Annotated in this window: 22 protein-coding genes; 11 read left to right on the plus strand and 11 right to left on the minus strand. The window is 59.9% G+C overall.

Features of this window, described 5'->3' with window-relative positions; all coding sequences use genetic code 11:
- Positions 1–2 precede the first annotated feature (2 nt).
- From ACRQDJ_RS05515 to ACRQDJ_RS05530, 4 genes are read right to left on the minus strand one after another with little or no spacing between them, the layout of a single operon-like run.
- Positions 3–311: a hypothetical protein gene (locus ACRQDJ_RS05515; RefSeq protein WP_101657639.1), complete on the minus strand. Its 309-nt coding sequence runs from the start codon at positions 309–311 to the stop codon at positions 3–5.
- Positions 308–793 carry a class I SAM-dependent methyltransferase gene (locus ACRQDJ_RS05520; RefSeq protein WP_101657640.1) on the minus strand — a complete coding sequence of 162 codons (486 nt, stop codon included), beginning with the start codon at positions 791–793 and terminating at the stop codon, positions 308–310. The genes ACRQDJ_RS05515 and ACRQDJ_RS05520 overlap by 4 nt, the downstream gene beginning before the upstream one ends.
- Positions 790–1671 carry a ParA family protein gene (locus ACRQDJ_RS05525; RefSeq protein WP_101657641.1) on the minus strand — a complete coding sequence of 294 codons (882 nt, stop codon included), beginning with the start codon at positions 1669–1671 and terminating at the stop codon, positions 790–792. Before ACRQDJ_RS05525 ends, ACRQDJ_RS05520 begins: the two co-directional genes overlap by 4 nt.
- Positions 1672–1683: 12 nt before the next feature.
- On the minus strand, positions 1684–2502 hold the full coding sequence (locus tag ACRQDJ_RS05530) for a tyrosine-type recombinase/integrase (protein ID WP_180948897.1): 819 nt from the start codon (positions 2500–2502) through the stop codon (positions 1684–1686).
- Between the two features lie 394 nt (positions 2503–2896).
- Here ACRQDJ_RS05530 and ACRQDJ_RS05535 point away from each other — a divergent pair, with 394 nt between their 5' ends.
- Positions 2897–3412 carry a ClbS/DfsB family four-helix bundle protein gene (locus ACRQDJ_RS05535; RefSeq protein ID WP_284903591.1) on the plus strand — a complete coding sequence of 172 codons (516 nt, stop codon included), beginning with the start codon at positions 2897–2899 and terminating at the stop codon, positions 3410–3412.
- A 96-nt stretch (positions 3413–3508) separates the two neighbouring features.
- On the opposite strand, the gene ACRQDJ_RS05540 is transcribed toward ACRQDJ_RS05535, so the two are convergent.
- Both ACRQDJ_RS05540 and ACRQDJ_RS05545 read right to left on the minus strand, forming a co-directional pair.
- Complete coding sequence (locus ACRQDJ_RS05540) at positions 3509–4000, minus strand: hypothetical protein (RefSeq protein ID WP_435717870.1); 492 nt, start codon at positions 3998–4000, stop codon at positions 3509–3511.
- A 66-nt stretch (positions 4001–4066) separates the two neighbouring features.
- Positions 4067–5347 carry an ATP-binding protein gene (locus tag ACRQDJ_RS05545; RefSeq protein WP_284903593.1) on the minus strand — a complete coding sequence of 427 codons (1281 nt, stop codon included), beginning with the start codon at positions 5345–5347 and terminating at the stop codon, positions 4067–4069.
- Positions 5348–6063: 716 nt separating this feature from the next.
- Here ACRQDJ_RS05545 and ACRQDJ_RS05550 point away from each other — a divergent pair.
- On the plus strand, positions 6064–7071 hold the full coding sequence (locus tag ACRQDJ_RS05550; protein WP_284903594.1) for a hypothetical protein: 1008 nt from the start codon (positions 6064–6066) through the stop codon (positions 7069–7071).
- Positions 7072–7215: 144 nt separating this feature from the next.
- Complete coding sequence (locus ACRQDJ_RS05555) at positions 7216–8124, plus strand: GIY-YIG nuclease family protein (RefSeq protein WP_284903595.1); 909 nt, start codon at positions 7216–7218, stop codon at positions 8122–8124.
- A gap of 133 nt (positions 8125–8257) precedes the next feature.
- Here the strand turns inward: ACRQDJ_RS05555 and ACRQDJ_RS05560 are convergent, their stop codons facing one another.
- The 4 genes from ACRQDJ_RS05560 to ACRQDJ_RS05575 all read right to left on the minus strand — a co-directional run bounded on the left by ACRQDJ_RS05560 (position 8258) and on the right by ACRQDJ_RS05575 (position 11740).
- Complete coding sequence (locus ACRQDJ_RS05560) at positions 8258–9004, minus strand: amino acid ABC transporter ATP-binding protein (protein ID WP_284903596.1); 747 nt, start codon at positions 9002–9004, stop codon at positions 8258–8260.
- Positions 8997–9665 carry an amino acid ABC transporter permease gene (locus ACRQDJ_RS05565; protein WP_026429043.1) on the minus strand — a complete coding sequence of 223 codons (669 nt, stop codon included), beginning with the start codon at positions 9663–9665 and terminating at the stop codon, positions 8997–8999. Before ACRQDJ_RS05565 ends, ACRQDJ_RS05560 begins: the two co-directional genes overlap by 8 nt.
- A 20-nt stretch (positions 9666–9685) precedes the next feature.
- Positions 9686–10465 (minus strand): transporter substrate-binding domain-containing protein, encoded by a 780-nt coding sequence (locus ACRQDJ_RS05570; RefSeq protein WP_284903597.1) that lies wholly within the window; start codon positions 10463–10465, stop codon positions 9686–9688.
- 123 nt (positions 10466–10588) lie between these two features.
- The gene (locus ACRQDJ_RS05575) at positions 10589–11740 is read right to left on the minus strand and encodes a trans-sulfuration enzyme family protein (RefSeq protein ID WP_284903598.1); all 1152 of its coding nucleotides are present in this window, start codon (positions 11738–11740) and stop codon (positions 10589–10591) included.
- 472 nt (positions 11741–12212) lie between these two features.
- Here ACRQDJ_RS05575 and ACRQDJ_RS05580 point away from each other — a divergent pair, with 472 nt between their 5' ends.
- Genes ACRQDJ_RS05580 through ACRQDJ_RS05590 form a run of 3 tightly spaced genes read left to right on the plus strand, consistent with a single transcriptional unit; the run spans position 12213 to position 15747 of the window.
- Positions 12213–12734 (plus strand): PadR family transcriptional regulator, encoded by a 522-nt coding sequence (locus ACRQDJ_RS05580; protein ID WP_087070317.1) that lies wholly within the window; start codon positions 12213–12215, stop codon positions 12732–12734.
- 11 nt (positions 12735–12745) lie between these two features.
- Positions 12746–13552, plus strand: coding sequence for an ABC transporter ATP-binding protein (locus ACRQDJ_RS05585; protein ID WP_350309590.1), 807 nt, complete (start codon positions 12746–12748; stop codon positions 13550–13552).
- Positions 13553–13560: 8 nt separating this feature from the next.
- Positions 13561–15747 carry an FtsX-like permease family protein gene (locus ACRQDJ_RS05590; protein ID WP_284903603.1) on the plus strand — a complete coding sequence of 729 codons (2187 nt, stop codon included), beginning with the start codon at positions 13561–13563 and terminating at the stop codon, positions 15745–15747.
- Positions 15748–15802: 55 nt separating this feature from the next.
- On the opposite strand, the gene ACRQDJ_RS05595 is transcribed toward ACRQDJ_RS05590, so the two are convergent.
- On the minus strand, positions 15803–16051 hold the full coding sequence (locus tag ACRQDJ_RS05595; RefSeq protein WP_284903604.1) for a ribbon-helix-helix domain-containing protein: 249 nt from the start codon (positions 16049–16051) through the stop codon (positions 15803–15805).
- Positions 16052–16573: 522 nt separating this feature from the next.
- On the opposite strand from ACRQDJ_RS05595, the gene adhE reads away from it, so the two are divergent.
- From adhE to ACRQDJ_RS05620, 5 genes are all read left to right on the plus strand, one after another.
- Complete coding sequence (gene adhE / locus ACRQDJ_RS05600) at positions 16574–19492, plus strand: bifunctional acetaldehyde-CoA/alcohol dehydrogenase (RefSeq protein WP_284903605.1); 2919 nt, start codon at positions 16574–16576, stop codon at positions 19490–19492.
- Between the two features lie 113 nt (positions 19493–19605).
- Positions 19606–19758 (plus strand): hypothetical protein, encoded by a 153-nt coding sequence (locus tag ACRQDJ_RS05605; protein ID WP_154653577.1) that lies wholly within the window; start codon positions 19606–19608, stop codon positions 19756–19758.
- Positions 19759–19892: 134 nt separating this feature from the next.
- Complete coding sequence (locus ACRQDJ_RS05610) at positions 19893–20630, plus strand: phosphoglyceromutase (RefSeq protein WP_016443345.1); 738 nt, start codon at positions 19893–19895, stop codon at positions 20628–20630.
- A gap of 289 nt (positions 20631–20919) precedes the next feature.
- Positions 20920–22689, plus strand: coding sequence for an anchored repeat ABC transporter, substrate-binding protein (locus tag ACRQDJ_RS05615; RefSeq protein ID WP_284903607.1), 1770 nt, complete (start codon positions 20920–20922; stop codon positions 22687–22689).
- A complete protein-coding gene (locus ACRQDJ_RS05620) occupies positions 22686–23903 on the plus strand; it encodes a choice-of-anchor M domain-containing protein (protein WP_435717871.1) in 1218 nt (405 codons plus the stop codon). The genes ACRQDJ_RS05615 and ACRQDJ_RS05620 overlap by 4 nt, the downstream gene beginning before the upstream one ends.
- Position 23904: the final 1 nt, after the last annotated feature.

The following is a 23904-nucleotide window of genomic DNA, read 5'->3' on the forward strand; positions in this document are numbered from 1 at the left end:
TGTTATTCCGTTTCCATGGTGGTTTCGTATGCGGCTTTGATCTTGTCTAAGTGTTTGACGACCCGCGCGAGTATGCCTTGGGCTTCGGCAAGCAGGAAGAAGAGATCCACGAGGTCTTTATCGGTGCCGTTTTTGATGACGTGGTTGCCGGCTTTCTTCCAGTCGTCTGAGGAGAGACGGCATTCGGCGAGGCTGGCGTTTATTGATGTTCCGTTCCAGGCTTCCACGGCCCCGTTTCTCAGGAGCTTGCGATAGATAGTGTCGGTTGGGTCGGAGAGGTAACGCAGTGCGTCTTTTTTCGTCATTTTCATTGCTGGGTTCCTTTACTGGTCGGTGTTTTGAGGAAAGTGATCCAGTGGGTTTTGCTGCTTGTTCCGGTGTGGCCGAAGAGTGGCTTTTCCGGGGTGAGGGTAAGGATGCGGGAGAGTGGGATTTGGGTTTCGTTCCATTTGAAGATGAGGACGCCGCCTGGGCGTAGGACTCGGAAGGCTTGCTCGAATCCGGCCCTGATGTCGTCTTCCCAGGAGGGTGCGAGCTTCCCGTATTTTTTCGCCAACCAGGAGGATTCTCCTAGGTGGTTGAGGTGGGGTGGGTCGAAGACCACGAGGTAAAACGTGTTGTCTGGGAACGAGAGGTCGCGGAAGTCTTCCCTTTGGTCGGGGTTGATTGTGAGGGTGCGGCCGTCGCAGAGCGTGTGGGTCTCGGCTGTGTTGTCGCAGTAGGTGACGCGCTCGTCGTGCTTGTTTACCCACATCATCCTGGCACCGCAGGTGAGGTCGAGGACGGGTTTCATGAGCAAGCCCCCAGGGCCGCCGTGCTGGTATGGCTGGCGGTGCTGGCGGGTGCGGCACTGCTGGCAAGTACGGCGGGTGCCCGAGTGCCGGCAGGCGCGGCAGGTACGGCTGGTGCGGCGTTGCCGGCAAGGGCGGCTTGTAGCGTCTTGAATGCTTCCTCAATCAGCGGGTCACCGTTATTGATGGGGGTGTGGTTGGTTGCGGTGTGGGGGAATGCTTCCCTCATCGGCATATACCGAGCGAGCAGGTAGTCGCCATAAGTGGCTTCTAGCTCGGTCAGCCACCGCTTCGTGTCCAAGCGCCCTTGCTGGTAGGAGTTCACGAGGATTCCCGCAAGCTCAAGAGCCGGGTTATATAGAGATTTAATAGTGGCGATGGTTGTGATCATTTCCGCGACGCCATCGCAGGCGGTTTCCCGTGCCGTGGTGACGATCAACGCCACATCGGCGGCGACGAGAGCGCCGGTGGTGAGCATCCCCAAGGATGGCGGACAGTCCACCACGATAGTTTCGTAAGCATCATGCAGGGGAGCGAGGATGGTTTTGATCCTGTATTCCCGGCCGAGCGTGGTGTCGTTTTCCCGATCCCACAACGCTCTATCGGCGGGGAGTAGATCAATACCCCAGCCAGGCACTTCCAGTATTGCTTGGCGGGCTGTTTCGGGTGGCGCTCCGGCGGACACCGCCGCAAGCACATCATTGACGGTCAAGGTATCGGCGTCTACTTCGACGCCGAGCGTCGTAGTTGCCGAGCCTTGCGGGTCAGCATCCACCAGCAACACATGAGCACTGGAGGTGCGGGCGATGCGGTGTGCGAGATTCGTGGCAATCGTCGTTTTACCAACGCCGCCTTTCTGGTTGCAGATAGCGATAATCATGGAGATTTCCTTCTATAGGTTTTCGATTGCAAGTTGTTGCTGAGCGTTTGTTACCTGGGTGTAGATGGCTGTGGATTGGATACTCTCGTGGCGCATGAGTGTTTGAACTACCCGAAGATTAACGCCTTTGGCAACGAGATCGGTTCCGAAGGAATGCCGTAACTGGTGAGCCGTCATCGTGATTCCGTGGCGCTTGAACGTCGTTTTTATCGTGTATCCTACCGATTTAGGGCTTATGTGCCCGGCTTTCACGTATGCGGGGAACCAGAAGCCGTGTTGAGGCATTTGTTTTGCAATTTCCTGCACTTTGGGGTGCGCGGCTATGAAAGCCATTTTTCCTCCTTTTCCGAGGATGGTTAGTTGGGTGGTTAGTGGGTCGTAGTCAGCTCCGCGGATTTTAGCGATTTCATGCGTTCTGAGACCCTCGTAATAGGCGAGAACGATCATCGCGCGCGTGCGGATATGGAGGTTTGAGGAGAGTACTGTGGTTATCAGTTCGGTCGGGATGGGGCGGGGTGCGCTCTTCGGTTTTTTGGGCGCAGGGATTACGTCAAGGGGATTCTTATTGATGAGAGCCATTCGTAATGCCCAGCGATAGAAGGCATTCAAATGGGTGTAGTAGCTCCACTTAGTGGAAGCGCTCGGGCGCTGGGCTAGCCAGGAGACGATGTCCTCGGATTTCATCTCAAGCGCAGTTACAGAGGTGTCTCTGCTTAGCGCACCGACGACCCGGATTCTCTCAGTAATCGTTGTTTGGGAAAGTGACTGGGCGGCCATCGCCAGACGCCACTGATCGAGGACGTGTTCGTTACGTGGATTGTCTTTTTCCATGAGGATATTTGTAACTGCCCCGGTAAGGCTGTATTGAATTATCGATGATGTAACGAAGCTCGTATTTGATCGTGCTATGTGTCGATGCAAAATTCCCGGACTTGCTGGCAATGCCGGCATGGGGACACTCGCCGTAGTTGCCGGACTTGCCAGCAGAAGAGTAAAAAAACTAAGCGTAGTGCTGAGCTGTTTTCAAGCGCCCCGGCAAAGGCATGGAACCTGTAATGAATAGGTCGAGAGTTCGATTCTCTCAGGTGGCTCCAACTTTTACGTCGGATTTAATAAGTCTGCGTTTGCGTTAGCGGGTGTCGCATTTCTCGTAATCAGGCATAGGTTCATGGTTTAATGCTCTAGCGGAGCGTGAAAATAACGCTGCTTCACAAGGAGGTGTGCGGTGAGATCATATGAATCTGGCACTGAGCTGCAGGTGGAGATCGCTGAGCGCGGCAGTCTATTTCTCGGCGAGTTCGCCGATGTTCCTGACGATGGTTGGGATCAGCTGGTTGATGGTGTTGATCGCACGCCCCGGCAGATGATCGCCTACCAGGTCGGCTGGATGGAATTACTGCTTGGCTGGGAACGTGACGAGCAATCCGGTCTTGAGGTAGTGACTCCGGCAGCTGGCTATAAATGGAATCAGCTGGGTGGCTTGTACGAGTCGTTTTATCAGCGCTGGGAACATGAACCTGCTGAAGAGTTGATTGACCAGTTCGGGACCTTGCTCGGTGAGGTGGTCCAGATGGTGGGCGGTCTAACTGAAGCGGAGTTGTTTGAGTCTGGGCAGCGGGCGTGGGCGTCTTCCACGCCGTCGGCGTGGCCGGTGTGGAAGTGGGTGCATATCAACACGGTCGCCCCGTTTACCACGTTTCGCACCAAGATTCGCAAGTGGAAGAAACTGGCTGCCTGCTAGCCGATGGGTACAGTGATTTCGGTGCCTTTCCTGAATGCAAACTGGTTCAAAGCTATAGGAGAACCAATGGAAAAAGTTGTTGACTGTCGAGAGTGCCTAATTGTTTGTGTGTGAGTAGTGTTTATGAATCAGCCGCCCGCAGATGACCACTGCGAGGGGAACCGAGAAAAGCAGAAGTAGCCCAAAAGATATTGCCGGCATCTTGAGCGCGTGCGGAAATAGCGCACCACCGGCGGTTGGGAAATACAACAACAAGCCCAGAGTGATGCTGGAAAGCGTAGCGACGAGGGACAGTCCGTGCTTACGCACAAGTACTCCAATGAGGGCGAGAGATATGAGCGTGAGCAACATGCAAGCTACTACCAGAGCAGTGATGACGCCGTTCCTGAGGAAGAAGCTGGCCAATATCGTCAGGAAGCTCATTTCCAACACTGATGCAAAAGAAGCAGTAGCCGCATTCGTTTCCGCTACGCAGTAAAACAACCCGACGGCAACAAGCTGAGAACAGCCTATGAGCGCTAAACACTTCACGAGGGGCGTGATTCTCGGTGGGGATGACGACCGATGCCCGCGGTTACGCTCGTTCACATCTCACCTCCCCATCATTGCGCACTTTACCGTTGCGCATCACCGCTGGGCTAGAGCAAACGCTCGCTAAGGCTTAAGCGCTGCCAAGGGAACCACCAGCACGCCGTCGTCACGTTGATAAGCCACTTGAGTTCCGGTGACCACAAGCAAGAATGCGGGTTCACCCTCGTGGGCGGTGTTGATCCGTTGCGCGAGCTTCTTAAGATGCTCGGCAGCTTGGTCGATTGACTGTTCCCCTAGTTTCACCTCAACCAAGGCCCAGCGCCCATCATCTAAGACCAGGACGGCGTCGGCCTCTAAACCTGTTTTATCGCGATAGTGGTAGACCTGGCCACCCAAGGCATCAACATAAACCCGTAGATCGTGCACGCACAGAGATTCAAAAAGAAGCCCGAAAGTTTCCCAATCGGTCAAAAGTCGCTTCGGGGTGGCATTGAGCATAACGGCGGCCAGCGATGGATCGCAGAAATGGCGCGTTGAGCTGGTGCGAACTGCCGTTTTCGAGCGCAGGCGCGGATTCCACGCGGGTAAATCTTCGAATACAAAGGCCCTATTTAAAGCATCCACATAATCAGAAACGGTATTGCGCGCGGGCGGTTCTCCCTGCATATCCTGCGCGATGGTAGCCAGCGTCGCCTGAGAAGAAACATTGCGGGCGTAGGAACGCAAAATTGCCTGAGCCCAGGTGCGGTTTCTGTTAATTCCGTCGATCTGCGCAATATCGGTGTCTAAGAGAAGCTGGATATACTCCTTCGCCATATCAAGGGCGGTGCCTTCGTCTTTTTCGGTGACGGCTTCGGGCCAACCGCCCCGGCAAATTGCGAAAGCAATTCGCTCAATATCGAAATTGACTAAAGCACCGATATCGTGCCGGCCGTCAAAAAGCTCGGTAAGAGAAACCGCGCCGCTTGATTCCCGCGTTTCCCACAGGGACATGGTGCGCATAGTGATCCGCGCGAATCTTCCAACACCCGAGTGACTTGGCATCTCAGATTGGCGCGGCGTCGAAGAGCCCGTCAAAATAAATCTGCCGCGGCCATGCTCCCTATCGATGGCGTAGCGCACTGCATCCCAGAGCTGGGGAGCCATCTGCCATTCATCAATCAGGCGCGGGCTTTCACCTTCCAGAAGGAGGGACGGTTTTGAGAAAGCAAGTTGAAGGTAATCAGCGGAACGATCCGGGTCTTGCAAGTAGATAGCGCTCGCCGCTGCCTGTTGTGCGGTAGCGGTTTTGCCGCACCACTTCGGGCCTTGGATATGTACAGCTCCAGCTACTTTGAGCTTTCGTGCCAGGAGACTGTCGGCTACCCGAGGTAAATAGGCTGGAGGGGTTGAAGAATCGCCCATGTGGATACCCTCCTTTCACTCTCGTTATCACATGTTAACACGCTGTTGTGCAAGTTGGACGGTTTCTGTTGTGCAAGTTGGACCGTTTCTGTTGTGCAAGTCGGATCGATGCGTTAGTGGCGGTCGAAAAGTAGCCCAGGGCCAACGGTCGAAAAGTAGCCCAACCGAGAAGAGTTGGATGGGTTGCTTTCGAAAGCTGGTTGGCGAGGTGCTTCCCAAGGTGTTTATCAGGCTCCTTAATGAAGCTTCTGACTGCTCCTACAGTTTTCATTCAGTTTCGTCAGATTGCATCCTTCGTGGCTGACCATTGGCGGTGGTAAATTCGTCACACCGAAATATCTGCACCTTTTACCGTCCGGAAATCAATCGAGGGTCTTGCTATAAAGGTCAATGCGCTAGAACGTATCCATGCAGGTTGCAGCACTTTCGGGGTCGCTAAAAATGCTACAGTGACCCGCAGGGTCGTCAAGGGATCCGGCGAAAATCAACTATAAAAAGATTGGAAATATATCGCCCTTATATCACGTTATTTAGTCCCAAAACTAAGCATGTTTGCGTGTTAACATGTGAAACGATTTAGGTGTCGAGCCCGCGTCCCTGCTGCTCACTGGATGTGTGAAACTACCGCTCATTCCACACTGCCACCCACTGCGAGGCGCGGGACGGCACGTGAGATGTGAATGAACCATTATTTGTCCTGGAAATGGGGTGAATGAATGAAGAAAGCCTTGCTCCGATCACTCGCGGGAGTTGCCGTCGCCTTTCTCTCTTTGAGTATGGTCACCCCGGTAGCCTTTGGTCTGGGGATTAATGAGCGACTGGAAAATGGCACGGCGCTGCTCGAGAAATCCTCACACATGAGCATCCATTCGGATTGCGATAATGGCGCAACCAGGCTTAGTGTTACGGAAACGAAACGGAAGTACCGTCTCAAATTCTCTATGAAGGTCGTTCTCACGGATGAGCACGGCACGCCTGGCTTCTGGGCACCCTTTCTGAAACTGCGCATCAATGACACCTATAACTGTAAGTGGCGCCCGAAACCAGCCGCCAGAGATGAGGAGGGGAATCCCAAAGTTTCTCTGGGTATACCGCATGACTTCAATTGTGATGGTGAGCTTGACCTAACGAGCGATGCCGAAGCTGGCAAGCCGATAAGGATAACGTACCTCGCGCGCGAGACGCGCTGGGGGCGCTGGCAAAATGTTGGAACTACCACTTTGGCTGTAGAAAACCACGTCCCTAAGTACCAGCTCAAAATCGATGATAACTACTACGGTGAACCAACAACCTTTGAGGACCTCAACCTCAACGTTCCAAGCGATAAGTTGACTGCGGGAACTAAAGTATCGATAGTTACGCGAACTCAGGATACGGAAGACGTGATTGCCTCGACGGTGCTGAGTGGCGATGCGATGTGCCCACCTCCAGATGTTGATAAGCCCGAGCCTGCCGAACCCGAGAAAGATCAAGAAGGTGGAGAGACACCCACTCCTGATCCGATGCCAACGTCGGGTGTGAGTACTCCGCCGTCGGCTCTACTCATTCCCTTACCGAGCTCCACGTCGACGCCGAGTCCCACGCCCACCCCGAACCACCCGCGTAATACAGGCGGCACCGGCAAGAGCTTGGCCCATACCGGCTCGGTTACCCTGCCCTTGGCTGCGTTCGCCTGCACCCTTATGGGCGCGGGCATCATGGGTCTGCGAAGGCTGCGTGAATAACGAACCCCGGCCGTCTCCAGCCCCGCAGGCTTCTCTCTCGCATAGAATCTGAGAGGAGCATTGGCAAATCGGGAGAACCTAGGCGCGGAACGCAGTTACCTCTAGGCAAACTCCAAGTGGAACCCACGGAAAGGCACTGGTGGCATGGTACGCGGCAAAGCGATTGAGCTGTTCTTGGTGGATGGCACGCCCGGCGGGATCATGACGGCAAGCATCGCCGACTGGACGGGCGTCGTCGTATCTGCACGCCGCGACCAGTTATCGGAACTGCTGCACCGCGAGGACGCCCACGGCAACGGCGTCTACCTCCTCCTCGGCGCAGACCCGGACGCCATCGACAACACCTGGTGCTACATCGGCAAAACCGAAAATTTCAGCGAGCGCCTGCGCACCCACGACCAGCGCAAACCGCAGTGGAACCGGGTCGTCATTATCGGCAGCATGCAAAAATCTTTCAACGAGGGGCATTGGGGCTACCTGGAGTCGCGCCTCGTGGATATTGCCCAGGCCGCCGAGCGCTGCTCCATGCCCGATAATAAGCAGGTCCCGCGGCTGCGCAAGCTGTCGGAGGGGCAGCAGGCCTCGGCGGAATCCTTCCTGGATAATGTTAAGGTCATTCTTCCGATTCTCGGCGTGAATGTGCTGCGTTCGCGTTCCACGATTCCCGCTGCTCCCGCTCCCGAAACGCCCGCGTCCACGTCCGCGCTATTCCACCTGCGCCAGGCTAATAAAGGGGTGGATGCCACGATGCAGCTGGTGGATGGCGAGTATTTCGTTCTCAAAGGTTCGCGCGTCGTCGCCGAATGGCAGCTGCGCGGCGCTTCCGAATCGACGCTCCGTTCCTACACCAGCTACGCCGCGCTGCATCACAAGCTCGTCGACGATGGTTCCATAAAAATTTCCGGCAGCGCCGCGGTTCTCACCCGCGATATTGCTTTCGGTTCACCTTCCACCGCGGCCGCGGTGATCCTGGGGCGCTCTTCGAACGGCCGGCGCGAATGGCTCGCGGAAGACGGCCGCACTTTCGGCGAATGGGAGGCGGATAACGCCTAGGAGCGCGCGCGGGTGCGCGCGATATTAGTACGACGACGCCGCGCCTGCCGCGCCGCGTGCCCGCTTGGCTATCACCGCAACCCGCGCCGCGCCAGAAACCGCCCGGTGCCGCAAGCCCCGCCGCGCCGCGCTCCTACAAGTTTTCTGACGGGTCGTACACCGATAGGAATTTCACGATGCGCTCGTTGTTCGAGGTGAAGAAATCTTCCGGGGCGCCCTCGTATTGGATGTGGCCCGCGTCCAAGAAAACCACCTGGTCTGCCACGCGCCTGGTGAAATTCATATCGTGGCTCACCACGATCAAGCCCTGACCCTGGCGGGCCAGTTCGGATAAAACCTTGGACACTTCGGCCGCGAGCTCCGGATCCAGCGCTGAGGTTGGTTCGTCGCAGAGCAGATACTTCGGGCGCATCGCTAGCGCGCGGGCGATTGCCGCTCGCTGGGCCTGGCCGCCAGAAAGCTCGGCAGGATAAGCATCTGTTTTCGCACTGAGGCCAACTCGCTCAAGCAAAGCGTCGCTGTCGGCACGCGCGGCTTTCGGGTCTTTTCCGTGCAGTCGTGGCGCAAGTTCAACGTTCTCGCGGACGGTCAGGTGCGGGAACAGGTGAAAACCCTGGAAAACCATGGCGGAATGCGAACGGATTTTTTCTTTATCGGTGCGTGTGACCTGCGCGGGGAAGGTGAGCAAGAAATCCTCAACCCGGATGCTCCCGGAATTGGGGATCTCCAGCAGGTTCAACGTGCGCAGCAGCGTGGATTTACCGGAACCGGATGGGCCCACGATCACGGTGGTCTTGCCGGGAGAAAAGCTCGCGGTGACGCCCGCTAAGGCGTGGATATCAGTGCCGAATGTTTTAGCTAGGTCTTTAATCTCAATCATTTTTCACCACGTGCTTGGAGGTTTTCTTTTCCAGGTATGCCTGCAGCCAGGTCAGCAGCGTGCAGATAGCGAGGTAAATCGCCGCAACTTCAACGTAAAGTACCAGGGGCTCATAGACGCGCGCGGTGATCTGCTGGCCGATCTGGAAAACATCGGAAATAGTGATAACGGATGCCAGCGAAGTCGATTTCACCAGGTTCACGAACTCGTTACTGATAGAAGGAAGCGCGATCCTCCAGATCTGCGGGCCAATAACGTGCCGCAGTGTTTGCCAATGCGTGAGCCGCAAGGTGGATGCGGCCTCCCACTGGCCGGAAGGGATGGAGAGCTGAGCCCCGCGGATTCCCTCGGAAATATACGCGCCGGTATTGAGCGAAAAAGTGATGATCGCGGCGAGCCAGGCCGATAGCGTGATGCCAACCTTGGGAAGCCCGAAAAAGACGATAAATAGCTGTACGAGGAGCGGGGTGCCGCGGAAAATCCAGACATAGAACCACGCTATGGCCCGAGCTATCCGACTCTTCGATAGCCGCAGCTGGGCGGTGATGATGCCCAACACGAGCGCAATCGCGAAAGAAATGAGCGAAAGCGGAATCGTAACTTTTAACGTGGCTTCTAAGAGTTGCGGAAAAGACTCGAGCCATAGCGTGATCGTATTCATGACGTACCTTTTATATGGGCTTAGTTAGGCGAAATATCTTCGCCGATGTACTTTTCGAAGATCTGTGCGTACGAGCCATTGCTGAGGCCCTTGGCAATAGATTCGTTCAGTTTGTCCTTGAGGGGATCGGAGCCCTTGGCTAGCATGACCGAAATCTGGACCGGCTCGCCGCCGGGAACTTTGATGCCGTCCAGACCGGTAGCGGTGGTCTTCTTCAGGAAGTCAGAAACCGTCACCACGTCGTTCACCGTGCAGTCTGCCTGGCCGTTAATGACCAGCTGGGTTGATTCTGAAAAACCTTGGGTGGGTACGATCTCGGCGCCGGCCGCGGCGGCAGTCTGGCCGTAGTCGGACGAGGGAGTCTGGGCGCACTTCTTGCCTTTCAGATCCTCCAACTTGGTAATACCGGCGCCCTTTTTCACCAGAATCTCGGAACGAGAAATGGCGTAAGGGTTGGTGAAATCGTATTTCTGCCGGCGTTCTTCGGTCGGGTTAATGTTATTGATGACGATGTCATATTTGCCCGTATCAAGACCGGCAATGAGCGAATCCCATTTTGTTTCAACGAATTCGGGTTCAACGCCGAGATCTTGGGCGATGAGCTTGGCAATTTCTACTTCAAAGCCCACCAGTTTGCCCGATTCGTCATGGTAGCCGTAGGGCACGAAGGTGCCCTCGATACCCACTTTGAGTTTTCCGGATTCTTCCACCTGGGCGAGCGCGTCTTTCTTGGCTCCGCAACCGCTCAGTACGGTCGCAGCGGCAAGGCCGGCAGCCAGCACCTTAAATATTTTCTTCATTGTGGTTCCCTTAATTGATGGTTGGGGTGATTAATAGTTTGGGTACCTGATGGTTCCCTTTGATCGATGGGTCGGGTATTTGATGCTTCCCTCAATCGAGGGTTCAGATAATCGATGGTTCCTTTAATCGATAGCGGACAGGGCATTTTCTAGGTCGGCCTTGAGGTCGTGAGCATCCTCAATACCAACGGATAAGCGCAGCAGGCGATCAGAGATGCCCGCCTTTTCGCGTTCTTCCGGGGTGAGATTTTCGTGGATCATGCTTGCCGGGTGGCAGATCAGAGTTTCCACGGAGCCCAGGGAAACCGCGAAGCGCATAAGCTTCAAATTCTTTGCGAAGGCATGGAAGTCGATACCTTCAGCGAGCTCGAAGGCGAAGAGCGCGCCGTCGCCGCGGGATTGGCGCGCGTGAATCTCCTTTTCTTTGGGGGAATACCAGCCCGGAGCCAATACCCGGGAAACTGCAGGGTGATTTTCAAGGTAGCCCCGCAGGATTGCGGCGTTTTCTTGCTGCCGGTCGAGCCTGATAACAAGTGTTTTCAACCCGCGCAGAATCGAATAAGAATCGAAGGGGGAGAGGGGATTGCCCAGTGCCTTGGAAGCGATTTTCAGGCTGGCGTACCAGGCGTCGTCGTTCGTTAATATGAATCCCGCTAAAACGTCCGAGTGCCCACCAAAATACTTTGTGCCCGAGTACACCACGGCGTCTGCGCCCAGTTCCAGGGGCTTTTGCAGGTATGCGGTTGAGAACGTATTATCCACAACTACCTTGGCATTAACCTTTTTCGCCAAAGCCACGACATGTGAAATATCGGTCACCCGCAGGGTGGGATTCGTTGGTGATTCCAGAAATACCAGCGCGGTATCCTCGGGAATCTCGGTCAATTCGTTGAAATCGTCGACGAACTCGGCAGTTATCCCGCGGCGGGCGAAAAATTCATCAACAAAGAGGAACGTGCCCCCGTACACCGATGAGGTAAGCAAAACCCGGTCGCCTGTGGTCAGGGAGGAAAATACCGTTGCGGTTGCGGCCATTCCGGTGGCGAAAGCCAGGGCGTGCTCGGCGCCTTCCACGTACGCAACCGCGGATTCCACAGAGCCGCGGGTCGGGTTGGAGCTGCGCTGATACCCGTACGGTCCGGCCGAGCCGTCGGTGGGCTGCTCGAACGTGGAGGCCAAATAAATGGGTGGGATGACCGCACGGTACTGGTCATCCGGGCGCGATGCGGAGTAATCGTTAACAACTCGGGTGGCAAAAGATAGGTTTTTAGGCATAGTTAATCCATTTTTGGGTGTTTTGGGTGCGTGAAATTGCGGATACTGCTATCCGAAAAATGAGGGAATTGTGCCCACTACGGGCGATGTGGCGATGAAAATGCTCTAGCTGAATTTAGCGGCACATACACATTCGCATGCACATACACATGCAGGTACCCAGAGCCATGGAGGCGGATACGAATGCAGCGGTGTTATGAGCCATGGTTGAAAGGGTAATGGCAAATCGCGCGAGACGCAAACTGGGTGAGGAAAACCGTTTGTGGTTTTCAACTCGTTGAGCTGCGGTAATAACGACGACGCCGCGCCTGCCGCGCGGTATGCCCGTTTGGCTATCACCGCAACCCGCCCGGTGCACCTGTTTTTCGCTCCAACTCTCCCTTGCGCCCCGCACTCCTTGCGCACCCCGCACCCACCACTATACACTCGGTGACTAGTAGAACTAGTTACTGAGTGAATAGTTGGTATCGGAATGGAAGTTCAGTACGCATTCCTCGGTTTGCTTACCCGCGAACCGAATTACGGCTACGAGTTGAAAAAGCTCTACGACCGCTACTTCGCGGGCGATAAGCCGATTTTGGCCGGTCAGGTGTACGCCACCCTGGCGCGGCTGGCCCGCGATGCCAAAGTCGCGCAGGTGGGTGATCATGAAAGTTCGGGTGGCCCGAGCCGCACGCGCTACGCCCTCACCACCACCGGGGAGCGCTCCTTGCGTGAATGGCTCGCCACCCCGGAAGTCCCGGCGCTAGCCCTCCAAGAAGACCTCTATTTCAAAACGATTCTTTCGCTCCTCGTCACCGGCGATGCCTCCGGCTACCTCAAAGCGCAGCGGGCCACCCACCAGCAGCGCATGCGCGAACTCACCACCCGCAAACAAAACGCCCCGCTGGCCGAAAAACTTCTTCTCGACAGCGCCATTTTCCATATCGAGGCTGATCTGCGGTGGATCCAATTGACCTCCTCGCGCCTCGACCAGCTCAAGGAGGAGCTATGAGCAATACCGCTATGACTAGCATCGGCACGGGCGCACCAAGCGCTACGGGAGCACCGAGCGCGAGCAATATCATCCTTTCCGCCCGCGACCTCGCGAAAAGTTACGGCAAAACCGCGGCCTTGCGCGGCGTCAGCGTGGATATTCGCCGCGGGGAAGTCCTGGCCATTATGGGGCCCTCCGGATCGGGCAAATCGACCCTGCTCCACGCGCTGGCCGGCATCGAACTTCCCGATAGCGGCACGGTCACCTACTTCGGCCCGGTCCCGGCGGACCGGCGCAGCGCTCCGGATGCCGCGGCCGCACGCCAGCTCGCGAGCCAGTCCGGCGCCCCGGCCCCCGAAACCCACCCCCGCGAGCTCACCGCGCTTTCCGATAACGACCGCACCCGGCTGCGCCGCGAGGATTTCGGCTTCGTTTTCCAATTCAGCCAGCTCATCCCGGAGCTCACCGCCCTGGATAATATCGCGGTGCCGCTCCTCCTGGGCGGCACCAAGAAGCGCGCCGCCTACGCCACCGCCTACCGCTGGCTCGAACGCGTCGGCCTGGCGGACCACGCGAAGGCCCTACCTGGCGAAATGTCCGGCGGGGAAGCCCAACGCATCGCCATCGCCCGCGCGCTGAGCCCGCACCCCAGCATCCTTTTCGCCGACGAACCCACCGGTTCCCTCGATTCCCTCAACTCTGAATACGTCATGAGCGGCCTGGTCCAACTGGCCCGCGAACACGCCATGACCGTGGTGCTCGTCACCCACGAACCGACCATCGCCGCCTACGCGGACCGCGAGATCATCGTCCGCGACGGAATCCTGGAGGCATAACCATGCATATGGCCTGGATCGTGGTACGCCAATCCCTCAGCCGCACCAAAGGCCGCCTCGCCCTCATTACCGGCGCGGTCGCCTTCGGAACCGTCCTCCTGCTCGCCTTCGCGGCCTTCACCCACGCCACCCTGGATCGCACCGCCGAATCCTGGGAGGACACGCTGCACGATGCACCTTTTGCTTCGGATCTGCCCGCAGCTGCGGCGTCGTCGCACATAAAAATGTATCGCCCCGGTATCGATGACCTTGCGGTGATCGGTGGGGCGCAGGTCGAGGTTGTGTACGTGGACGCGGCCGGGGTGAGCACTCCGGCGCAATTGCACGGCATTACCTGGCCGGGCCGCGGCGAATATCTGCTCTCGCGCGGGACCCGTACCCTGCTGGAGACCAGCGCGAATCCGGCGGTCGCCAACCGCTTCGGGCGCGTGGATCGGGGCACGCTGCCGCAGGAGCTTACCAACGGCCCGGACGACCTCCTCGCTGTGGTGGGCACCGATCTGAGCGAAGTGGAGGATGCCCGCAGCCTCGCTTCCTTTGATACACCCGGCTCTAGCGGAAGCGACCCGAATTTCATTCTGCTGCTCATCGGGCTGGTGGTGCTGCTGTTCCCGGTGCTCTTCCTTATTTCGATTTCGGCGGCGCTCGGCAGTGCTCAGCGCGAACAGCGCTACGCTACCTTGCGCCTGGTGGGCGCTACCCGGCGGCAGGTGCGCGGGATTCTTATTCTCGAGGCCCTGGTGGGAGCGGCGGCCGGGTACGTGCTGGGCGCGGCGCTTTTCGCGGTGGCGCGGCCGCTTCTCGCGGAGATTCCGCTGGCGCGCGGGCGCTATTGGGCCGAGTCCCTCGAGGTCACGCCGCTGGCTTACGCGCTTGCCGCACTCGCGATTATTGCGATGGTGGTGGGTGCGAATCTGTGGGGGCTGCGGCGCATCGATGCCACGCCCCTGGGGGTGGTACGACGACGCCGCACCCTCACCCGCCCCTCTCCGCTCAGTTTCGCGGGTATCGCGCTGGCCTGCGCGATCTTTGGCTATCTGTATGTCACCAGCGAGCCGGATAACGCCACCGGCACCGAACAAAATCTCTTCCTGATTGCGCTGGTCATCATGATGCTCGGCCTGGTGGTGGCGGCGCGCTGGCTGATCTACGCGTTGGCCGGTCTGAGCGCGCGCTGGGCGCGCCGAGCGCCCATGATTATTGGCCAAAAATACGTGCGGGCGCATTCGGGGCGGATTGCCCGCTCGGTTTCCGGGGTGATCCTCGCGCTTTTCGCCGGTACCTTCTTTATTACCACGGTTTCTGAAGTGGATTTCCTGGGCGCGCAGGTGCCGACTGTGGCGGAAAAGATGCCGGCTACCACCGCGGTGCTCGCGAACCTCAGCCCGGAGCAGGCCGAGGCCGCGGCCCGGGCGATTCCCGCGAATGTTCCGGGGGCCCAGGCTCTCACCGTGCCTTATCTCGCGCGGTCCTGGGTGGTGCTTCCTTGTGATACCGCCGCTCGGGCTGTGGGACTCACGTGCCAGGGCAGTGGCGTGATCGGCGTGAATTTCTGGGATCTGGCGGATGCGCCGGGCGCCGTCGTCGAAGCTTCCGATGCCACGCAATTAGCCGAAACCGTGCAGGGGAGTTACAACGCGTATATTTCCGGGGAGGCGAGCGCGGTGCTGCTGGAGCTGCGCGAGCCGGGAGATATTGAGGCCGTGCGCACGGCCCTCATGAATGCGCAGCTCACCGAGCCGGGCGGCGTGTTTGTGTTCGCCGGTGGGCGCGGTATCGCGGTGGCGGTGGATAAGACCGTGGAGACGATGACGTACCTCGTCTACGCCGGAATTGCCCTGACTTTTGCGGTGGCGATTGTGTCGCTGCTGGTCTCGACGTACGCGGGGTTATTGGAACGACGCCGCTCTTTGCTGACGCTGCGCCTGAGCGGCATGCAGGTGCGCCAACTGGCCGCCATGCTCGTGGTGGAGTCGGTGCTCCCGCTGGCGGTCATCGCCACGATCACAACAGCGGCCGGTTTCGGGGCGGGCTGGCTGCTCATGGAGATGCGTTCCGTTTCCCTGGATGCCTCTTTCTCTCCTGTGCTGCTGGTGGCTTTGTTGGCCGCGCTGGTGCTCTCCCTGCTCGCGGTCCTGGCGCTGGTGCCCGCGCTGCGCCGGGTAAGCGAGCCGGCCAATAACGCCCAGGAGTAGCGCGCGGGGTTCATGTTCGGTGCGTGTTTTCTGGCTGAGGCATGAAGTGAAATTGTCACGCTAAGACGGCTTCGCGAATCAGTTCGGAGCGTGTCACATTGAGTTCCCGAGCGCGAGCATCAATGGCTTTGATTTCCTCGGGCGTGAAACGAACAGCAACTACCTGGCTGGGGGTGGAGCCTCGCCCGGGGCGCCCGCGACCTCGCTTCGTAAGAGTATCAACATCGTAGCCAGCTTCCGCTTCAGCGGCCCATGCCTGTATTTGTTCTTCGGTAACCGGTGTGCCCTTGAGCGTTTCAGTCATGCAATTATCGTAATACGGAAATGGCATCCCGCCGGAGGCGCGAGCGGAGCCCGCGAAGCTTCACATCACCCGCCTAAGCACGCCTTGCCCGGTTAGCGCCGTCGTGAAAAAAATAACTTTGCGGGCGGCGAAGAAGGGGACATCAGTCCCGCGAAGTTGTCTGACTTTTACTTTTCGCTCCGCATCGCGCGCGCGAGCCGCGATTTTCTGAGGAATTTTCAGGGCTTTTCAGCGCGTTTTCCACGCGTAAAACCGCAGGTAACAGGCAGAAAGTCCCGACTTTCCCCGCGCTCATCCCGCGGCGCGCCCGGTGCGAGCTGCGCTACAACGCAAGCATCTTTCATTCGCTAAGGTAAAGGCGCGAGCGACGATGGAGCCGGCAACCGGCATCACGGCTCGCACGGAAACGCGCGTGGTTCGTCAAGAGCCGGCGTTCTCCCGCACGGCGGGCCTCCCGCAGCGCGGGGCAACGCTATATGCCGAAGGTGACACAGGCGCGGATCCATCGGGAGAAAGCGAACTATGGCTACCACTCAGCAAACTGGTGACCGCACCGACGTTGGTGACATGATCGATCGCTTGGCATCGCAGGCAATATCCGCCCTCGAAGAATTCGATGCCTTCGATCAAGAAAAGATTAATGCGATTGTGCACGCGATGGCCCTTGCCGGGGTTGATCAGCACATGGTGCTCGCCAAGGCCGCCATTGAAGAAACTGGCCGCGGCCTCTACGAAGATAAGTGCATCAAGAATCTTTTCGCCACGGAATACATCTGGAACTCCATCAAGTATGACCGCACCGTGGGAATTATTCGCCAGGACAAGCAAAAGGGCATTATCGAAATTGCCGAGCCCGTGGGCGTGATCGCCGGAGTGACCCCGGTGACCAACCCGACGTCCACCACGATGTTCAAGTGCATCATCTCGATTATGACCCGCAACCCGATTATTTTTGCGTTCCATCCCAGTGCGCAAAAGTCTTCGGCGCTGGCCGCGCAGGTCATGCTGGACGCCGCGATTGCCGCCGGCGCCCCCGAACACTGCATCCAGTGGATCGAAACTCCCTCCCTGGAAGCCACGAAGACCCTGCTCAACCACGATTCCATCTCCCTGGCCCTCGCCACCGGGGGAGCGGGCATGGTGGCCTCCGCCTACTCCACCGGCAAGCCGGCCCTGGGTGTGGGCCCGGGCAACGCCCCGGTGTACGTGCACAAGACCGCCAAGATCAAGCGCACCGTTAACGACCTCATCCTCTCGAAGACCTTCGATAACGGCATGATCTGTGCCTCTGAACAGTCCCTCGTTATCGATGCCTCGGTCCGCGAGGAACTGCTCGCCGAATTCGAGCGCATGGGCTGTCATATCGTCACCCCGGAGGAAAAGCAAAAGCTCGCTAAGTTCATGGTCAAGGCGGATGGCACCATCAGCGCCGACGTTGTGGGTATGAATGCGGATCGCATCGCCGAAGGTGCGGGCATTGACGTTCCCACCGGAACGAAGATCCTCCTCGTTGAGCTGGAGGGCCTGGGCCCCGAAGAACCCTTCTCGCGTGAGAAGCTGTGCCCGGTGCTCGGCTACACCACCGTGGAAAGCGATGCCGAAGGCTTCGACGTGGCCGAAAAGCTGCTGCGTTTCGGCGGCCTGGGCCACACCGCGGTGATCCACACGGAAGATAAGGACGTGGCGCGCGAATACGGCCTGCGTATGAAGGCCTGCCGCATTATCGTCAACGCTCCTTCCGCGCTGGGTGGCATCGGCGACGTTTACAACGGCCTCATCCCCTCCATGACGCTCGGGTGCGGTTCCTACGGGCGGAATTCCGTCTCGCATAACGTCAGCGCCGTCGACCTTATTAATATCAAGCGAATTGCGGAAAGGCGTAACAATATGCAGTGGTTCAAGGTTCCGCCGAAGACGTACTTCGAGCGGTACTCCACGCAGTACCTGCAGAAGATGCCCGCGATCTCGCGTGTCTTCATCGTCACCGACCCGGGCATGGTCATGAACGGCTACGTGGACGTTATTATCGATCACCTCAAGGCCCGCCGGGACGACGTCGCCTGGAACATCTTCCAGGACGTGGAACCCAACCCCTCCTCGACCACGGTGTTCCGCGGTGCGAAACTCATGGAAGAATTCCAGCCCGATTGCATTATCGCCCTGGGCGGCGGTTCTCCCATGGACGCCGCGAAGGCCATGTGGCTCTTCTACGAACACCCCGAATCCTCGTACTTCGGCATGAAGCAGAAGTTCATGGATATTCGCAAGCGCACCTACCGCTTCCCGAAGCTGGGGCGCAAGGCGCAGTTCGTGGCCATCCCGACCACCTCGGGTACCGGTTCGGAATGTACGCCTTTCGCGGTGATTACCGACGCCGAAACCCACGTCAAGTACCCCTTCGCCGATTACGCAATTACCCCGAATGTGGCGATTGTGGACGCGCAGTACGTGGATTCGGTGCCCGCGCGCACCGCCGCCGATTCCGGTATGGACGCCCTCACGCACGCCATTGAATCGTACGTGTCCACGATGGCTAGCGATTACACCCGCGGCCTGTCCATCCGCGCCGCTCAGCTCATCTTCGCCAACCTGCGCAAGTCTGTGCTGGATGGCGATATGGAAGCGAAGGAAAAGGTCCACAACGCCTCGGCTATGGCCGGTATGGCCTTCGCGAATGCGTTCCTGGGCATTGTTCACTCGCTCTCGCACAAGGTTGGCGGTGAATTCGATATTGCGCACGGTCGCACCAACGCGATCTTCCTGCCGCATGTTATTCGGTACAACGCTACCAAGCCGTACAAGCACTCCATTTTCCCGGCTTACGAGCACTATCGCGCCGACGAAGACCTCGCGGAATTCGCGCGGTACATGGGCTTCCCGGCCTCGACCACCGAAGAGGGCGTGCAGTCGCTCATCGATGAGGTCACCAAGCTCGCCGAGGATCTCGGTATCGAGATGAGCCTCAAGGCCAACGGGGTGACCTGGGAAGCGCTCGAGCCCAAGCTCGACTGGCTGGCTGACCGCGCCCTGGAAGACCAGTGCACCCCGGCCAACCCGAAGGCCCCGCTCGTTTCCGAGCTGCGTACCCTTATCATTGACGCCTTTGAAGGCGAAGTGGGATACACCGCCTCGCGCGGCGTGGATGTGCTCGCTGACCTCGGCACCGGTGAGGCGGCCCGCCGCCGCGCGGCGAAGGCGCGCAAGGGCGACTCCTCGCGGCCCTCGGCCTCGCAATCGGCCACGAACGCCCAGGTAGAGATCTACGATCACAAGGCCAAGGCCAGCCTCGAGCACGCCGAAGCCGATCAGGATGATCCGGCCGCCGAAGAACTCGTCGATACCCAGCTCGAGGGCGCCTCGCCCGCTTCCGCAAAGGCTTCCGGGAAGGGCGCCAAGGCGGAGAAGAAGAACGACGGCGCAGCTGAAGGCGCGGCGAACTAAGTCGGCAGAGCCAGCCTGGCAGGTGGCGGGCGCCGGGGACACGCAGTCCGGCGCCCGCCGCGCTAGGCCTCAAGGCTCGCCCGCGGCGAGCTTCCATCGGTAGAGTGGGTAAGGTGAAGAAGAAACTACTGACTGTGGCGGGCGCACTGCTGTGCTCCCTGGCCCTGGCCTCGTGTTCCTCGTCCCCTTCGGATAACCCCAGTTCCGACCCGAGCTCCTCGGGCCCCGGATCCTGCTCGGTGGAATCGAACGCGCCGGGCTGCTAAGCCGCTGGTGGCCCAGCCCCGCGCACGCGGCCGGCAGTGATGCCGGGCGCGTGCGTACGGCGTCGTCGTCGTTCCCCTTTAAGTTCTAGGCAAAGGGCGTGGTAACCCGCGCCGCGACATGAAAGAATAACAATATGACCTACACACTGGTATTGCTCCGCCACGGTGAGAGCGATTGGAACGCAAAGAACCTGTTCACCGGTTGGGTTGATGTGCCGCTCTCGGAAAAGGGGCGCGCGGAAGCCGCTCACGGCGGCAAGCTCCTCAAGGAGAACAACATCCTCCCCGACCTCCTCTTTACTTCGCTGCTCCGGCGCGCGATCACCACGGCGAATATTGCCCTGGATGAATGCGACCGCCACTGGATTCCGGTGCAGCGTTCCTGGCACCTCAACGAACGCCACTACGGCGCGCTGCAGGGCAAGAACAAGAAGGAAATCCGCGACGAATACGGCGAAGAGCAGTTCATGCAGTGGCGCCGCTCCTACGATGTTCCGCCGCCGGCCATTGAGCTCGGTTCGGAATGGTCGCAGGATCAGGATCCCCGCTACGCCGGTGAGCCGATCCCGCGCTCGGAATGCCTCAAGGATGTGCTGGCGCGCGCGCTGCCTTACTGGGAATCCGATATCGTCCCCGCCATCAAGACCGGCAAGACCGTCATGATCGCGGCGCACGGTAATTCGCTGCGCGGCATCGTCAAGTACCTTGATGACATCTCCGATGATGACATCGTGGGCGTGAACATCCCCACCGGCATTCCGCTGGTCTACGAGCTTGATGAGGAAACCCTCAAGCCCGTGAAGAAGGGTGGCACCTACCTCGATCCTGAAGCGCAGAAGAAGATCGCGGAAGTTGCCAACCAGGGCAAGTAAATTCGCGTCATGCGCAAGTAATTCGTAGCTGCTAGCGCTGCGCTAGCGAGCTAGGTAGCAGGGCTCCGGTCAAACCGGGGCCCTGTTGCTGTTAACTCAGTCACGGCAGCGCGGCCGGGACTTGTCCATCCCCGCCCCACCCCCTACCATTGAGCTGGTAATGATAACGGTTATCGTTACGGCTTGTGAGCGGCTCGGCCGCTGCCTGGGAAGCGCCCGGCCTGAAAGCCGAGCGCAGCGCCGCCGCCCGGCGGCCTGGATTCACGTATCCGGAGGTGTGTGTCCGAGCATGATGAAGCTGCTACCCGCCATCGCGTCCATCTTCGCGATGGTCTGCCCTGCCGGTATCCCTTCCGGTGGGAGCCAGGAAGCGCTGGCGGGTAGTGTTTCGGCCGCGGGAGTGAGGACCCGCGCCGAAACTGGCGATCGGAATTCCGATGCGCCACGGGTTGTCGCCTCCACTCCGATACTCGCGGACCTCGCCCAGAATGTTCTGGGCGAGCGGGGTGAGGTGACTTCCCTCGTGCCGCCCGGGGCAGACCCGCATTCTTTTGAACCGTCACTGCGGTCCTTGCGGGAACTGGCCCGGGCGGACATCGTCTTCTCCAACCAATTGCTGCTGGAGGACCAAGCGCTGCTCGCCACCATGGATGCTACCAGGCGCCCCGGCGTAAAAAACGTCGGTTTGGGTGAGGCGGCCGTCGCGTACGGCGCACGCCACATCGCGCTCGTTGAAGACGCAGCCCTCAGTACCGTGTGGCTCGGCTTCCGTGCCGGGGCACCGGTCACGGTCGGGCCCCAGGAGGGGCACGACGACGCCGCCCCTTCCGCTCCCACCACTTCGGCTCCCATCGTTTCGCTGCGCGCGGTCTCGGTCACCGGCCCGGGCACCCTCGCCGCTTTCACCACCGGAACGTTCGGGCAACCCAAGGTATACATTGATTCCTCGCGCGAGGACCTCGGCCACGTGGATCTCCCCGCCCAAGCCCATACCCATATGTCCTGGGCTTTTTCCGCCCCCGGCATCTACGAATTGCGCATGCGCGCCGAAGTGCAGGAGAACGGCCAGAGCCGCAGCCTCGGCGAGGGTACGGTGGTCTTTGCCGTTGGGGTAGACCCGGCCAGCACCGGGCGCAGCCGGGTGATCGATGCCGGTCACGTGGATATCACCATGGCCGATAGCGGCGCCATTACCCTGCGCGGGGAAATCGAATCGGCCCGCACCACCGAAGTTTCCCCGGATAGCGCGGTTGTGGCGGTGCCCCATACCGTGGCCACCCAGATTCCCGGCGATCCCGCCTGGCGTTTCCTAGGGCGGGCCGGGGATACCAGCTGGGTGCTGGCCCAGGCGGTGCTCGGCGAACACGTGCACGGCGATGTTGATCCGCACCTGTGGCTCGATGCCTCGAATGCCATCGCCTATGTGGAAACCATCGCGGGCGAGCTCAGCGCCCTGGATCCGAAAGGTGCGCCCACCTACGCGGCCAATGCGCAGGCGTATATTGCCAGATTGCGAGGCGTGGATGAGTGGCTGCGCGGCGTCGTCGCCTCTATTCCGGCCCGGCAACGCAAGCTCGTAACCGCGCATGACGGCTTCGGCTATTTGGCGCGTGCCTACGGCCTGGACACGGTCGGTTTCGTCACCCCGAATCCGGCGCTGGAGCCTTCCGCGCGCCAGCTCGCCAATCTCACCCATACGCTCCTGGACCTGCGCGTTCCCGCGGTATTTGGGGAGCCGACCACGGCCTCGCACGCCGGGGAGCTGCGGGCCGTGGCGGGCGCGGCGGGGGTGGCGGTCTGCCAGCTCTATTCTGATTCTTTCGACGGCGCCGCCACCACCTACGAAGCCATGATGATCGCCAATGGCCGCGCCCTGAAAAGCTGCCTCGATCCGGGCGCGCTGCCGGCCTGGCCTCCCGATTACCAGGTGCCGCGGCTGCCTCTGCCTACCGCGCCCGATGCGCACGCGGACCCGGGCGCTGCGCCGCAACCTGATCCGCAAGCCGCGCCGCCCGCCGCGCAGCTTCCCGCTACCGAACCCACGAAGGACAACTCATGACTCGATTCTCTACCGCGCACCTGAGCGCATGTTCCGGCGCTGTCCGCCCTGTTTGCGCCCGCCTGCTCGCTGCACTGACCTTGATGGTGCTCAGCTGCGCCCTGGTGCTGGCCATGCCCGCGCGGGCCTTCGCCCATCCGGACCCGGTGCCCGCGCAGCCCTCAGTCGCGCCGGGATCCACTAGCGGGAGCAGCTCCAGCACCGCCGTCGATCCGGCCCTCACCCAAACGGTGAGCGGGGACGAGCAACTCGCCCCGGCCGGTACCCCGGTGGAGATCAGCTCCGGGCACGTGGATATGGGCCCGCGGCTCACCGATGCCGGCTGGGATTTCCTGGTGCGCGATGACTCGGGCGCCGCGCCGGTGTGGCGCTTCGTGGACGACGTGGTCTTCCGGGTGGGGGAGGCAGCCCGCATGGAGGTGCCCGCCACAGATGCCTATTCCTTTATTCACGCCTCCGGCCCGGCCTACGTGATCCCGCAGCAGCAGCTCGCCGACGTGCCCTGGCTGGGTTGGAATACCCAGGACCCGGGCGTAGTGAGTCGCGTCAATGGCGACGTTGCCCTCACCTACGGCGGGCACTCCGGGGAAGGCCAGTTCACCGCCTTCGTCGATTCGGGTAATTTCTCCGGGCCTACCCTGCTGTGGAATTCCGAAGTCGCCACCTCGCAGCCGGTGCACGTCTCCCTCAATACCCACACCCACGCAAATTGGGTCTTCACCAAGCCTGGCGTACACCTGGTGCGCCTCACGGTATCCGCCCAGCTCACGGACGGTACCCAGGTGGAGAAAACCGTAACCTTACGTTTCGCGGTGGGTGCGAATACTTCTGCCGACGACGCCCGCGCGGCCCAGTGGCCGGCCGGGAGCGAAGGCGCAGCCGCCAGCGGCTCGGCCGCGGATAACGCGGCAGATAACGCGCAGGCCGGGCAATCTGCCGCGGGCCAATCCGGTTCGGCACAATCCGGCGCGCAGGGCTCCCAGAACGCGGCCGCCGGCGAGGCGGAAATCCCGCTGCGCTGGGTGGTTATCGGCTGCGCCGGCGCCGTGCTTCTTATTGCCGCTGGATTTATCGGGGCGCGCGCCTCGCGCCGCCGCCACCAGGAGGCCGCGCTCGCGGCCCGCACCCGGGCCCGCGATGGCGGAGACGGCGCCGCAGATGCGGCCCCCGCCAACACCTCGCAATCCGGCTCCGCCGCGCCGGAAGGGGAGTAGC

It is taken from the genome of Actinotignum urematis, assembly GCF_051264595.1.
Taxonomy (GTDB): domain Bacteria; phylum Actinomycetota; class Actinomycetes; order Actinomycetales; family Actinomycetaceae; genus Actinotignum; species Actinotignum timonense_A.